General features: G+C 40.2%; 12 protein-coding genes. 5 read left to right on the top strand and 7 right to left on the bottom strand.

What is annotated here, in order from left to right:
* Window positions 1-69 precede the first annotated feature (69 nt).
* From JOC34_RS10860 to JOC34_RS10850, 3 genes are all read left to right on the top strand, one after another.
* Complete coding sequence (locus JOC34_RS10860) at window positions 70-219, top strand: YfhE family protein (protein WP_205136767.1); 150 nt, start codon at window positions 70-72, stop codon at window positions 217-219.
* A gap of 171 nt (window positions 220-390) precedes the next feature.
* Window positions 391-1,314, top strand: a complete 924-nt coding sequence (locus JOC34_RS10855) for an ABC transporter ATP-binding protein (protein ID WP_205136766.1) — start codon at window positions 391-393, stop codon at window positions 1,312-1,314.
* Window positions 1,307-2,269, top strand: coding sequence for an ABC transporter permease (locus tag JOC34_RS10850; RefSeq protein WP_205136765.1), 963 nt, complete (start codon window positions 1,307-1,309; stop codon window positions 2,267-2,269). Before JOC34_RS10855 ends, JOC34_RS10850 begins: the two co-directional genes overlap by 8 nt.
* An 82-nt stretch (window positions 2,270-2,351) precedes the next feature.
* On the opposite strand, the gene treR is transcribed toward JOC34_RS10850, so the two are convergent.
* From treR to treP, 3 genes are read right to left on the bottom strand one after another with little or no spacing between them, the layout of a single operon-like run.
* Window positions 2,352-3,071, bottom strand: a complete 720-nt coding sequence (treR, locus tag JOC34_RS10845) for a trehalose operon repressor (RefSeq protein WP_205136764.1) — start codon at window positions 3,069-3,071, stop codon at window positions 2,352-2,354.
* A 12-nt stretch (window positions 3,072-3,083) separates the two neighbouring features.
* Window positions 3,084-4,742, bottom strand: coding sequence for an alpha,alpha-phosphotrehalase (gene treC / locus JOC34_RS10840; RefSeq protein ID WP_205136763.1), 1,659 nt, complete (start codon window positions 4,740-4,742; stop codon window positions 3,084-3,086).
* A 29-nt stretch (window positions 4,743-4,771) separates the two neighbouring features.
* A complete protein-coding gene (treP, locus tag JOC34_RS10835; RefSeq protein ID WP_205136762.1) occupies window positions 4,772-6,688 on the bottom strand; it encodes a PTS system trehalose-specific EIIBC component in 1,917 nt (638 codons plus the stop codon).
* A 162-nt stretch (window positions 6,689-6,850) separates the two neighbouring features.
* Between treP and JOC34_RS10830 the strand changes: the two genes are divergently transcribed.
* Window positions 6,851-7,336, top strand: coding sequence for an SRPBCC family protein (locus tag JOC34_RS10830; protein WP_205136761.1), 486 nt, complete (start codon window positions 6,851-6,853; stop codon window positions 7,334-7,336).
* An 88-nt stretch (window positions 7,337-7,424) separates the two neighbouring features.
* On the opposite strand, the gene JOC34_RS10825 is transcribed toward JOC34_RS10830, so the two are convergent.
* From JOC34_RS10825 to JOC34_RS10810, 4 genes are all read right to left on the bottom strand, one after another.
* Window positions 7,425-8,492 (bottom strand): PQQ-dependent sugar dehydrogenase, encoded by a 1,068-nt coding sequence (locus JOC34_RS10825; protein WP_205136849.1) that lies wholly within the window; start codon window positions 8,490-8,492, stop codon window positions 7,425-7,427.
* A 182-nt stretch (window positions 8,493-8,674) separates the two neighbouring features.
* Window positions 8,675-10,498 (bottom strand): translational GTPase TypA, encoded by a 1,824-nt coding sequence (typA, locus tag JOC34_RS10820; RefSeq protein WP_205136760.1) that lies wholly within the window; start codon window positions 10,496-10,498, stop codon window positions 8,675-8,677.
* Between the two features lie 238 nt (window positions 10,499-10,736).
* Complete coding sequence (locus JOC34_RS10815; RefSeq protein ID WP_205136759.1) at window positions 10,737-12,065, bottom strand: sensor histidine kinase; 1,329 nt, start codon at window positions 12,063-12,065, stop codon at window positions 10,737-10,739.
* 3 nt (window positions 12,066-12,068) lie between these two features.
* Window positions 12,069-12,752, bottom strand: coding sequence for a response regulator transcription factor (locus JOC34_RS10810; protein WP_205136758.1), 684 nt, complete (start codon window positions 12,750-12,752; stop codon window positions 12,069-12,071).
* A gap of 170 nt (window positions 12,753-12,922) precedes the next feature.
* On the opposite strand from JOC34_RS10810, the gene JOC34_RS10805 reads away from it, so the two are divergent.
* A complete protein-coding gene (locus JOC34_RS10805) occupies window positions 12,923-14,212 on the top strand; it encodes a S1C family serine protease (protein ID WP_205136757.1) in 1,290 nt (429 codons plus the stop codon).
* Window positions 14,213-14,625: the final 413 nt, after the last annotated feature.

Here is a 14,625-nt window from a genome sequence, read left to right as displayed (position 1 = left end):
TTTCGTTTCATAAAATAGGGGAAGAGGATGAGTAGAACCACAATATGTAAGGAAAGGGAAGTTGATCTAATGAGAAATACACAGTATCAGCCAACAAAGGATAAACAACTATCAGATGCACAGGAAGTACACTATACAAAAGCATTCAAAAAAGCCGACATCGCTGGAGGCTATCGAAAACCCCGGGTAAAGCAAGCTAAAAATGAGGGCTCCAAATAAAGCGAAACTTCATTCAATGGGAATTCGTATGGCTAACACCACGAAGACTAACAGAAACACACTACTTTTTCAGGTAGTGTGTTTTTTTGTGATAGAATTTCCAGATTTATGAAACGTTTCCTGATATCAATCGTATTATCAATCAGCACGAAATAATGGAGGTCATACACGATGTCAGAACCAGCTATGGAATTGATCGATGTCAAAAAGACAATTGGAAGGAAAGAAATTATTAAAGGCCTGTCTTTTACGATTAACAAAGGAGAAGTATTTGGTTTTATCGGACCAAATGGTGCTGGTAAAACAACAACTATCCGCATGATGGTCGGTTTAATCAAAATCAGTCAAGGAGACGTGAAAATCCTAGGAAACAGCATTAAATCCAATTTTAAAGAAGCGATTCGTGAGGTTGGTGCCATTGTTGAAAATCCAGAAATGTACCCATTTATGACAGGGATGCAAAATCTGGAACATTATGCCAGAATGATCCCAGGTATTACAAGGGAACGGATACAGGAAGTCATCCAACTTGTTGGACTCGAAAAACCAATCAAGGAAAAAGTCGGCAGATATTCTTTAGGCATGCGTCAGCGCTTAGGTATTGCCCAAGCATTACTACATAGCCCGTCTGTACTTATTTTAGATGAACCAACGAATGGTTTGGACCCCGCTGGTATTAAAGAAATACGCCAATACATACGTCGTCTGGCTTCAGAGGAAAATGTTGCGGTTATCATCTCTAGTCATCTATTATCTGAAATTGAATTAATGTGCGACCGGATTGGGATTATCAAAAATGGCGAACTTGTTGCGATCCAATCTGTACATGAGTCAACAGATGCAACGTCAAAACAAATAAAGATCCAAATGGAAGTCAATCCGATTGCAAAAGCGATCGAATTATTACAATCACAGCATGACATCATCGCAGAAACTACCGATCATCTACTCACGTTTCAAAGTGAAAAAGAATCGATTCCCGCCATCATTAAATCGTTGGTGAATCAAGATGTAGCTGTATATCAAGTAACCGCGTCAAAAGTATCACTCGAAGATAAATTCTTTGATTTGATTGGAGAGAATACCATTGAATAACTTCTTTAACCTGATTGCAAACGAGCTGATCAAAACATACATACGAAAATCAACATGGGTCATGTATATCGTTTTAGCTGCTATTGTCATCGGTGCTGCTGCAATTGTAGCTGCATTTGATGATACAGATAAAGTTTCCGATAATGAGAATTGGCGGGAAGCATTACAAGCTGAAAATGAAGCACTCACAAAAGAGAATGAAGAAACTGACGAAGATGATTCATTTATTATAGATATCAATATGGATACCATCCATGAAAATAATTATCACCTGGAAAATAATATTGAGCCGATCAAGTATGGTGCTTGGCAATATACCATCGAAAACAGTGGCTTATTATCCGTTGTCAGTTTGCTAACTATTATCATTGCTGCTGGAATTGTTGCTAATGAATTCCGATGGGGATCCATTAAATTACTGTTGATTCGACCTATTTCCCGCACGAAAATTCTTATTTCCAAGTATATTGCTGTACTCTTGTTTGCACTCATCACACTGCTGTTTTTACTTATCATAAACTGGATTACAGGTGCCTTGTTCTTTGGTGTAGAGGGATTCAACCCAGACATCGTCTTAAGCAAAGATGGAGGGTATGAAGCTGTATCTGTTATCAGTGAAGTTGTTTCTGGTTATGGCTATGGCCTTGTAAATTTAGTAATGATGACGACATTCGCTTTTATGATATCAGCCGTTTTCCGTAATAGCGCATTGGCAATTGGAACAGCTATTTTTCTCATGTTTGCAGGGAACACGATTGTCACTGCCTTTGCTGAACGCCCGTTTGCCAAGTATATCCTGTTTGCAAACACCAATCTCAAGCAGTATGCGGATGGCAATGTCTGGATTGAAGGAATGACACTCGGTTTTTCTATTACAGTATTGATCGTATACTATCTTATCTTCATTGCTTTAGCATGGGTATTTTTTGTACAAAGAGATGTTGCTGGGCAGTAGTTACCTAGATCATAGTCACTGGAACATCTATGGGGAAAAAGAAATAAAGCGTTCATCGGCACAATGCCAACGAACGCTTTCCTCACCCATTTTTAACTCTTCGTGCGAAATCAACAAAGCGAAATTTATCCGGTCTGTGCCTTGATTCCGTATACTGGAATAAACTCGTATCGGCCAAGTAGACAAGGCTCTTAATGACAACAACATTCGTAAACCCCGTCAGATCTAATAATTCCCTGTCTTCGTCCGTAGGTTCTTCGACGACAATTTCCTTTTTGGCAAAGCCGATCGTTAACCCAAGTTCACGCTCCACATAGTCGTAGATCGAATCCTCACAAACTTCCTTAGCAGGCATAGGCACATGTTTCTCATTAAAGTAATCCTTATCCAATATGACTTTCTCAACGTCAATTTTCCTGATCCTATCGACCTGCCATACTTGATCCCGTCCGGATACCCCTAGTTTGCTGCGTACGGTGTGGTCCTTCTTCACATAGTCAAGTCTTTCCACAACTGTCTCACTATTTAGTTCCAGGCTTTCCGCAAGCTCTTTAAAGCTGGAAATACCGGACACAGGAAAATCAAATTTATTCCTATCAATCACCACAGAGCCTTTTCCACGGATTTTATGAATATAGCCATTTTGTGATAGCAGGTTCAATGCTTTTCTAATTGTTTCCCGTGATGTTTCATACATCATCGTTAACTCATTTTCCGACGGTAGCAACGTGGATTCCGACCACACGTTTGTTTGAATCTTTTTGACTAAGTCATCATAAATTGTTAAATACTTTTTTTGCATGACCATACCTCATTATTTTATATCATATACAATCGACTCATAAGGACGCAATTTCAAGTTCGATGATTTAACATCTGAATCCGGATAATTGGACAGTAAAATCTGCGCGTTTTCTATTTGATCAATCGGCAGGTTTACGGTCACTTCTTCCGCATAAAAATTACTTATAACTATGAACGATTGCTCTTGCCAATGACGTTTATAGGCAAATACTTTCGGATGATTTTCAAGTAATAACTGATAATCCCCATAGGTTATGATATCATACTTTTTACGCATTTGGATTAGCGCCTGATGATGTTTAAAGATGGAATTTGGATCCTGCAAATCATTTTCCGCATTAATCGAAGCATAATTTCCTGCTACCGGAATCCAGGGTGTACCAGTTGTAAAGCCTGCGTTGTTTTCAGATGACCATTGCATCGGCGTCCGTGCGTTATCACGTGATTTTTGTCCCAAAATGGCAAGTATCTCCTGCTCTGATTTACCTTCCTCTTTGAGCGTTTGATAAGCGTTCAGCGACTCGACATCCCGGTAATCACCGATCGATGAAAAGTCCGGATTCGTCATGCCGATTTCTTCACCTTGATAAATGTAGGGGGTCCCCTGCATCATGTGCAATGTCGTTGCAAGCATCTTGGCTGATTCCACCCGGTACTGCTGATCACCCCCGAAACGTGATACAGCACGAGGCTGATCATGGTTACACCAGAACAAGGCATTCCATCCATTACCTCCGTGCATACCAACCTGCCAATCAGATAAAATTTGCTTTAATTTGATAAAATCGAAAGGTGATTTTGTCCACTTCTCTCCATTTGGATAATCGACTTTCAAATGGTGGAATTGAAAGGTCATATCAAGTTCTTTTCGTTCCGGTTTAGTATACAACACACAATTATCAATCGTTGTGGACGACATTTCGCCAACAGTCATTAATTCGTGTGGCTCAAGCACTGCCTGATTCATTTCATGCAACAATTCATGGATGCGCGGTCCATCCGTATAAAACTTACGTCCATCACCAGTTGTATCATTAGGGAATTTCTGATCCTTGGAAATGAGATTGATCACATCTAAACGAAAACCATCGATTCCTTTTTTTGCCCAAAAACGCATCATATCATACAATTTCTCCCGAAGTTGCTCATTTTCCCAGTTTAGGTCTGCCTGCGTCTTATCAAATAAGTGTAAATAATACTGATCCGTTTTTTCATCATAACCCCAGGCTGAACCACCAAACTTAGACTGCCAATTATTTGGTACTTGTCCCTCAACCGCATCTTTCCAAATGTAGAAGTCACGAAAAGCATTATTTTTGGATGCAGCAGCTTGTTTAAACCAATCATGTTCCGTTGATGTATGGTTAATCACAAGATCCATAATTAATTTCATGCCGCGTTGATGTGTTTCCTTCAGCAGTTCTTCAAAGTCCGCCATTGTTCCGTAACTCGGTTCAATGTTGAAATAATCGCTGATATCATAGCCATTATCCTGTTGTGGTGACTCGTAGACAGGTGTCAGCCAAATGACGTCGACACCAAGTTTTTTAATATAATCCAGTTTTTCCGTAATGCCTCGAATATCCCCCATACCATTTCCGGTTGTATCATAAAAGCTCTTCGGATAAATTTGATAAACAACTGCTTTCTTCCACCATGCTTCACGCATTATAAATTCGCTCCTTTATACTCAAACTATTACTCCGTTTTCAGCTTACGTTGTGCAATCACATACGTAATGACAAACGGGATGACAATAACGATCGCCATGCCAATGAAAAATGAACCCCATACCCCTGGTGCAATGGAGAATATTCCAGGTACACCGCCAACACCGATCGATGAAGCCAGTACATGCTGCATCGTAATAAACGCACCTGCAATTGCTGACCCAATAATAGCAGCAACAAATGGGTACCTGTACCTTAAGTTAACCCCGAACAATGCCGGCTCCGTAATACCAAGCCAAGCGGAAATACCGGATGTTCCTGCAAGCCCTTTTAGCTTTTCATTTTTAGTTGCAAAAAACATCGCAAATGCCGCCGAACCTTGGGCAATGTTGGATAATGCAAGAATCGGCCATAAGAATGTTGATCCTGTACTACCGATCAATTGCAGATCAACTGCTAGGAATGTATGGTGCATGCCCGTTATCACGAGTGGAGCATAAATAGCACCATAAACCAGACCACCAAGCACTGCAAAATGATCAAAGGTAAATACTAATCCGTCTGTAATCCAATTTCCAATCGTAAATGTAACGGGTCCAATGATCATAAATGTAAGGAAGCCGGTAACCAACAGTGCGATTGGCGCAACAACTAATAACTGTAACGAATCGATGATACGTTTTTTGAGAAAGATTTCAATTTTTGCCAGTAGCCACGATGCAAATAAGACCGGTAATACCTGGCCTTGATAACCCATTTTATCGATTCCCAGCCCAAATAAATTCCAGACCGGAACGCCACCTTCTTTAAGCGCATCTCCGTAATCCCAAGCGTTTAACAAGGCTGGATGAACCAAGATCAGGCCAAGGACGACCCCAAGCAATTCATTACCACCAAATCTTTTCACTGCAGACCAACCAATTAATGCGGGTAAAAACGTAAACGCAGTATTGGCAATAATATCAATCATATCTGCTATACCAGCCCATTGCGGGTACATTTCAATAACAGATTCCGCAGCAAAGATTCCACCATTTGCCAGAATGTTATTCAATCCCATCAATAAGCCAGCAGTAACAATCGCAGGTAATATCGGAATAAAGATATCTGCTAATATCTTAATACCGCGCTGCAATGGGTTTTGCTTCTTCCCACCAGCTGCTTTCACTTCTTCTTTAGTTGCCTCACCTACACCAGTTTCTTTTACCATTGCTGCATGTACTTTATCAACGGTACCCTGCCCAATAACAACCTGGAATTGCCCATTCGTAGAAAATGAGCCCTTTACAATCGCCATATTTTCTAATGCATCGTGATCGACCTGGTCCTCATCGTCCAGTGCAAAGCGAAGTCGTGTGACACAATGGGTAGCTGCATTAATATTATCAAGTCCACCAACAGCGGCTACAATCGCTTTCGCTTCGTCACCATAGGGGACACCGCCTTTTGACGCTGTTTCTTGTTTTTCCATTGTTTGTTCGATTGTGGTTTTGAAAAGCATACTCTCTCCAGCAACCACTTCCAGCCCATCTGTTTTTTCAAAAGTGCTGAGTGTATTACCATTCGTGATCACGATAGGCGTGATCGAGCTCGCCGCCTTTTCCTTAATAAAATCCAGATCAAAAGTAACTAATGGGTCGCCAACCTTAACCTGATCACCTTGTTTCACATGTGCTTCAAAGCCTTCCCCATCCAAGCTCACTGTTTCCAAACCGATATGAATTAACACTTCAATTCCCGATTTACTTTTTAACCCAACCGCATGTTTGGTAGGAAATATTTGTACAACTTCACCTGCAATCGGTGCGACTACATTTCCATCTGCCGGCTCAATTGCCAGTCCATCTCCCATCATTTTCTCTGAAAATGTTGGATCTGGTACCTGATCAAGTTGACTAACCTTTCCAGTAAGTGGTGCATATATCACTTCCTGTTTACTAACCATGTGACAACCTCCTTTTTATGTTTGCTATATGAAATACTTGTATATACATGTTTATAGAAATAGTATAACTTGTATATACAAGTATTGCAAGTGCTTACAATTATTTTTGGTCATGCCTTATGTTATCATTTCATTATCACTGTTTTTTAAAGGAGTATGCACATGATCGCCAAAATAAAAAACAAAAATAATGTACTTACAGCACTATACGAACGCTCAATCAATCATTCAGTCGATGACGTATGGGCGTATCTGGCGGAAAATAATAAGCTACAACAATGGTTTTCGGAGTTAGAGATCCAAGAACTAAAAACCGATGGGGAGATATTATTTGATCTTGGGGATGGCAACTTTGAAAGAATGCAAATTACAGAAGTTGTACCAAAGGAAATATTTGCATTTACATGGGATAAAAACACTGTCCGCTTTGAACTGGAAGCGAGGGAAAGTAGCTGTCTGCTCGTGTTCAAAGAATACCTGCACGAAGTAACAGAACACACACCAAAGGATTTAGCTGGCTGGCATGTTTGCTTAGATGTGATTGAAGCATTGCTTGACGGGAAATCTATCGAAGACCGTGAAGCGCTCTGGAAAGCCTGCTACCCGAAGTATCAGCAGGCTGTTACAGACGCAAAAGCTGACTTGTGATCAAACAAGTCAGCTTCTTATTTTCTATCTCCTGTCGAAAGTTGAGCACTCCCCCCTGAAACTTGGGCGCGTCGCTCAGCAAGTTCAACTAAAATAATTTATTTTTCGGATGTGGGATAAAGATTAATCGATCATCCGCGTCCGTAGGGTTCCCACGTCCATCGGTATTATTGGTGATTATATAAATACCGTCTTCTGTAGCATGTGCATCACGAACACGTCCCACGTCGGAAATAATTAGATCTACCTTTTCATTCTTCGGATCAAATCTGCGTAAACCTTCCCCTTTGAGTGAGGCAAAGAAAAACTGTCCCCTTAAAAAAGTCATTCCTGAAGGCGCCCATGTATCTTCACCTGATTGGATAATTGGTGATTCCATGTCATCAGCTGTTTCGTCTCCTTCAATATTGGGCCAGCCATAGTTTTTCCCAGCTTCAATTCGATTGATTTCATCATGCGCATTATCTCCATGCTCTGTCGCATATAACTGATCCTTATCATCCCACGCGAGTCCCTGTGCATTCCGATGCCCATAGGAATAAACATAAGAGTCCTCAAAAGGATTATCATCTGGTACAGAACCATCTAGATTAAGGCGCAGTATTTTCCCTGCAAGCGAATCTAAATCCTGGGAATCACCTGGATTGGTTGCATCTCCTGTTGTCACATAGAGTTTGTTATCCGGACCAATCTTAATCCGTCCACCCTGATGGAACTCTCCGCCTGGTATTTGGTCAAGAATGACAGACGTTTCCTCCCAATCCTCATCGGTTTCTTTTATCGTTACTACGCGTTGATAATAATGATCACCCTCGTGATACGAATAATAGGCAAATGCAGTATTTGTTTTTGAAAAGTCTTCTGGAAATGCAATCCCTAATAGGCCAGCTTCTGCCTGATCAGACAAATCAGCGGCAAGCTTTACCTTTTTCCTTTGCTTATCCTTCCCATCGATCGCTACAATCGTGCCACCCCGCTCACTCATATAAATGATGTCATTCTGTATCGCTATTTCCCAAGGTGCTTCTAAGTTTTCGGCTACTACTTTTGGTTCATACAAGGTATCTGATTCGCTCCCTTCCTTGTCCTCCGGATTGCTTTCTCCCCCGTGTTCAGGAAGATCTCCTTCCGGCTTTTGGGTACATGCAGTTGTCATCACGAACAGCGTCAAGATCATTAAAAAATATCGGATATATGATCACCCTTTCATTTTAGTGTATCATTTTTTAGAAAACTGGCATATGCCTTCGTTGCACTTATTCAGTTAAGAAAGTAGTTATACTCTTAACTGCAAAAAAAATAAGAGCATATCATGACATATGCTCTTACATCTTTACCCTATTTTGATTTTTTTGATGCCTTTTCACGTTCGTTTTTATTTAAAAGCTTTTTACGCAAACGAATCGATTCCGGCGTAACTTCACAATATTCATCATCGCTAAGGTACTCGATTGATTCTTCCAACGACATCGACTTCGTCTTTCTAATTGTCGATGTTTGGTCTTTATTTGCTGAACGAACGTTTGTCAAATGCTTTTCTTTCGTAATGTTAACTGTCAGATCGTTTTCACGATTGTGTTCACCGACAATCATACCAGCATAGATCTCAACACCCGGTTCGATGAAAATAGTACCACGGTCCTCAAGTTGCATAATACCGTAAGTGGATGTCTTTCCGTTTTCAAGCGCGACAAGCACACCTTCACGACGACCGCCAACTTGCCCTTTAATCACTGGCTCATATGCATCAAATGTATGGTTTAGAATACCATAACCATGTGTTTGTGTCATAAATTCTGTTGTATACCCAAGCAATCCACGTGAAGGTACTTTAAATTCCAAGCGAACCTGACCATTACCATGGTTCACCATATCAAGCATTTCCCCTTTACGTTCCCCAAGGGACTCCATCACTGCGCCAGTATGTTCTTCTGGAACGTCAATTTGAACACGTTCAATCGGTTCACATTTTTGACCATCGATTTCTTTAATAATAACTTTTGGCTTAGAAAGTTGTAATTCATAGCCTTCCCGACGCATATTTTCAATTAGAATAGACAAATGCAGTTCCCCACGTCCTGAAACAATCCATGCATCTGGGGATTCAGTTGGATCAACCCGAAGACTTACATCGGTTTCCAATTGTTTTAATAAACGTTCTTCAATTCGTCTCGATGTAATATATTTTCCTTCTTTACCAGCAAACGGGCTGTTGTTAACAACAAACGTCATTTGCAATGTTGGTTCATCGATTCTAAGCATTGGCAATGCTTCCGGATGATCTTTCGGACAAATTGTTTCCCCAATATTAATGTCATCCATACCTGCAATCGCTACAATATCACCAGCTTTTGCTTCCTCAATGTCAATACGTTTTAGACCAATAAAACCAAATAATTTACTGATTCGGAATGACTTCTGAGTGCCATCCTTTTTCATCACTACGACGGACTGACCAACACTTATCTTACCACGTGAGACACGTCCAACACCGATTCTTCCTACGTAATCATTATAATCAAGTAATGTAACCTGGAATTGTAGTGGTTCGTCTTGGTTATCGACGGGTGCAGGGATATGGGATAGGATCGTTCTGAAAACCGGGTCCATGGTTTCTTCTTGCTGTTCCGGCTCGTCACCAGAAGTTCCGTTCAATGCAGATGCATAAACAACAGGGAAATCTAATTGATCATCATCCGCGCCAAGCTCAATAAATAAATCCAATACTTCATCAATCACTTCAACCGGACGTGCATTTGGGCGATCAATTTTATTTAAAACAACGATTGGTGTTAATTTTTGTTCCAATGCTTTTTTTAACACGAAACGTGTTTGTGGCATTGTTCCTTCATAGGCATCAACAACTAAAATAACGCCATCAACCATTTTCATAATACGTTCTACTTCGCCACCAAAATCAGCGTGACCTGGCGTATCTAAAATGTTGATTGCTGTATCTTTATATTTAATTGCAGTATTTTTCGCTAAAATAGTAATCCCGCGTTCCCGCTCAATATCACCGGAATCCATCGCACGATCGTCAACATGCTCATTTTCACGGAATGTTCCTGAATATTTTAACAGCTGATCCACGAGTGTTGTTTTACCGTGGTCAACGTGGGCAATAATTGCGATATTACGTATATCTTCTCTTAATTGCATAAAAGTACGCTCCTCTATAATTGAATCAAACCATAACATTATATCATACATATTGTCGGTTTAATACCTTTTCCGCCATTTTTTTGCACTGATAGGAAAATATAATTTTTTTTGGGAAATCAGTATAAGCGCAACTCAGGCTTACGCCATTAAAGATTGACGATAAGCCAAGTTTTCTAAGAAAAGTCGCAGTTGGTCGAACTGAAAAACTTCGCCTGCATCTGTGCTATTTTCTAACCTAATTGGGAAAGGTAATCTTAAATCGTGCCCCACCAAGTTCCGAATCATCTACACTTATCTTACCATCGGTTTGTTGGACAATTGCTCGGGCAATTGCTAGTCCTAAACCTGTTTCCCCATCTTTACCTTTTACAAACCGATGAAAAATATGCGGACGTAAATCTTTTGCCACTCCTTTTCCATCATCTTCAATTTCTATCGTAAGAATTCGTTGCTGCTTATACACACTAATTCGCACTTGTGTCTTGGCATGACGAACCCCATTGAAAACTAAATTCAGCAGCGCTCGCAATAGCTTTTCTTCGTCGGCCAACAATGTAAGGTTGTCCGCCACGTCGTGCTCTAGTGTAATTCCCTTTTCGTTTACAAGCGGCAGTACACGTTCAACGACATGGTCTATCAACTCGCGAACATTTACTTTCTCCGATTGATATACTGTGGGTTCACTGTCTAATTTTGCTAATAGAATCATTTCATTAATGATCGTTTTTAGTCGTTTTACTTCTGATACCATCACTTCCAAACCTTTTTCTTCTTCCTCCGCTTCAAATACATGATCACGGATTCCTTCTGCATAACCTTGAATCGTCATCAATGGGGTCTTCAATTCATGACTCGCATTTTGAAAAAAGGTTTGCTGTGAATTCATATAACGCTGCAACTCACCTGCCATTTCAAACACGCTTTGCTCCACTTCTTTGATTTCGCCGCTTGCTTTTATGCGTTCAATATCATCAAATTGGCGTTTTTCTATCTTCTTTAATTGTCTTTTCAAAAGTGATAGCGGCGTCACTAATCTGCTCGTTAGCAAATAACTAAGCAGCACAGCTACACCCGCTCCGATGAGAAAAACGATGAATAAACGGAAGAAGAAATTCTGTTGGATCACCTGAATATCCTTCATCGGTGTTAACAAGATTAATTCCAAGCTTGTTGTTTCCGGATAAAGCAAAATTCTCGATGTGACAAATTTGTCCTTACCATATTCCCACAACTGATCATTTCCCGAAAAGTCATTACTCTTTACAAAGCCTTTGACAACCTTGTTTGACATCGTGGAATATAAGACGCTATCTTGACGTCGATCGTACATAAACAATTGAATGTCCTGATCCTGCAGGAAGCCATTGATCTGCTGTATATCCTGATTTGAACCATACTGTGTATTCAAGACACTTACAAGAATTTCACCTTTTTGTTCCAATTGTCTTTGTTCATCCTGTACAAGTAGGTTTAAGATAAGAGAATAAATGACATAGCCAGTGACAGCCATGATCACGAGCAGTAGCGCGGTAAATGCAGCTGTAAGCTGGTAGCGAAGTTTCATCAGCTAATCCTCACTTTTTCGCAGGCGATAGCCAAATCCCCAAACCGTTTCCAGTGGGATATCCTTGAGTTTTTTACGAATACGTTTCACTAAATCGTCTACAGCACGGTCACTGCCAAAATAATCATTTCCCCACACTTTTACCAGCAACTCTTCCCGTGAAAAGGCACGATTGGTATTTTCCGCAAATAACTGCAGCATATCAAATTCTTTCGTTGTTATCTCTTGTTCCTGTCCATTCCAATAAATTCGCCGATCCTTTTTATAAATGAACAGGTGATCTATTTTTATGGTGTCTTCTTTTGTATCTGTTGTCGTTTTGGGCTGTGATCGTTTAAATAAACGCTTTACACGAGCAACCAATTCCCTTGGACTGAAGGGCTTTGTTAAATAGTCATCGCCACCTAATTCAAGCCCAAGAATCTTATCTATTTCTTCATCTTTTGCGGAGATGATAATGATTGGTACATCACTCTCATTGCGAATCTTTTTACAAAACTCATACCCATCCATTCCTGGAAGCATAATATCTAAAATCCACATATCCGGTGGGTTTGTTTCCCATATATGCCAAGCTTCTTCTGCAGAGCCTGACCAAGTCACCTCGAATCCTTCTTTCTTTAAGTAAGCGGAAACGATATTTTGGATATTCTGATCATCTTCAACAAGACTAATATGATAGTTCATAGCAATGTCACCTTTTCCGATTTATTCATTGTCTACATTTTTACATACTTTTTGCGATGTGAACACCAAAACACTTAATTACACAATTCTTCCACAATTATACCAAATATATCCCATTCCTTACTTGTATCATGAAACTAAATCATATTTTAAGTAAAGGGTGATAAGCAATGGATCATAACGAAGATAACAAAGATAATCAATCACTCGATCAGACAGATCAACAAGCTACACCAGAAGAGGTGCAAACAAATCCGACACAAGCGGAAAAACAGCATGAAAATCCAAAGCCAGCAAAAAAAAGTGGCCGTGGTTTTCTCGGCGGATTCTTTGGTGGAATTGTTGCAGTAGCCATCGCTATATTACTAATATCAACTAATATAATTCCGATAAGCAATGAAACTGCCAGTGATGTACCAACGTCGTCATCACCGTCACAAGATAGTAACGCTTCTGACATTGTGAAGACGCTGGCCACGGACGATGCAAAAGAATCATCTGATATTGAAGAAGTCTCAAAGGCTGTTGTTGGTGTAATCAATATGCAACAACAAAGTGCTTGGGAAGATAGCGAAGAAGCTGGTTCCGGTTCCGGTATTATTTACAAAAAGGAAAACGGAAAAGCATATGTCGTAACGAATGCCCACGTCGTTGAAGGCGCGAAAGGGGTTGAAGTTGTACTCAATGAAGACGATGAGGATAACGATCACATCAAAGCAAAAGTACTAGGCTCTGATTCGTTAACCGATTTAGCTGTATTAGAAATTGATGGCGATAAAGTGGATACTGTTGCCAAAATAGGTGCATCTGAAAATATGAAAGTTGGCGAAACAGCGCTCGCAATTGGTAATCCACTTGGTATGGATTTTGCTAATACGGTAACAAAAGGAATCATCAGCGGACTTAATCGTTCCATTAGTATTGATACGAATGGAGACCAACAACCTGACTGGGTTACAGAGGTCATCCAAACCGATGCCGCCATCAACCCCGGAAATAGTGGTGGTGCATTAGTCAATACGAAAGGCGAAGTTATTGGCATCAATTCCATGAAAATCGCACGTCAGGAAGTCGAAGGGATTGGATTTGCTATTCCGGTAGACACCGCACTGCCGATCATGGAACAATTGGAAAAAGACGGTGAAATAACAAGACCATTTATTGGTATTAGTACCGCTTCATTAAACCAAGTTCCATCACAATACCAAAATGAAATTCAATTACCTGATGATATTGATGGTGGCATGGTAATAGCAGATGTTCAAGCTGGTTCAGCAGCAGAAAAAGCGGGATTACAAAAATTTGATGTGATCACGAAATTAAACGATGAAAAAATAACATCGACATTGGAACTACGTAAATATTTATACTCTGAAACCAATATCGGTGATAAAATAGAAGTTGAATACTATCGCGATGGCAAAGCCCAAAAAACAAGCCTGGAACTACAGGAACAGTAACAAAGAATTAGAAGGGGGAGGAATTTTTCCTCTTCTTTTTTTTGCCTTATACATATATACTTAAGTTGATGCACTTAAAGGATTTCTGAAAAGTATGTCGAATGTAGGGTTAAGGATCATCCTAAGAAAGTCATTAAAAAAGGCTGTTTTCTTAAAAATTGTTGTTTTTTTCTAAGTAATGAATTAGGTTTCTCGTCTTACCGCTTCGGAAATACACTTCGCTTTCCGCGGGCTCGCGCTGAGCCTCCTCGCAAAGAACGCTGCGGGGTCTCATCGTCTTCGCTTTTCCCGCAGGAGTCTTCGTGCATTTCCTACGCTATTACTTTAACAATGAATGCCGTACCCTATTTGTAATCGTTGATTGGAGCGGATGGTAGTCGACTCCTGCGGGAAAAGCAACAAGTCTTTATGGT

Origin of the sequence: Virgibacillus halotolerans, from assembly GCF_016908515.1 — a bacterium.
GTDB classification, from domain to species: Bacteria; Bacillota; Bacilli; order Bacillales; family Amphibacillaceae; genus Virgibacillus_M; species Virgibacillus_M halotolerans.
This window is presented reverse-complemented; position numbering and strand designations above follow the sequence as displayed.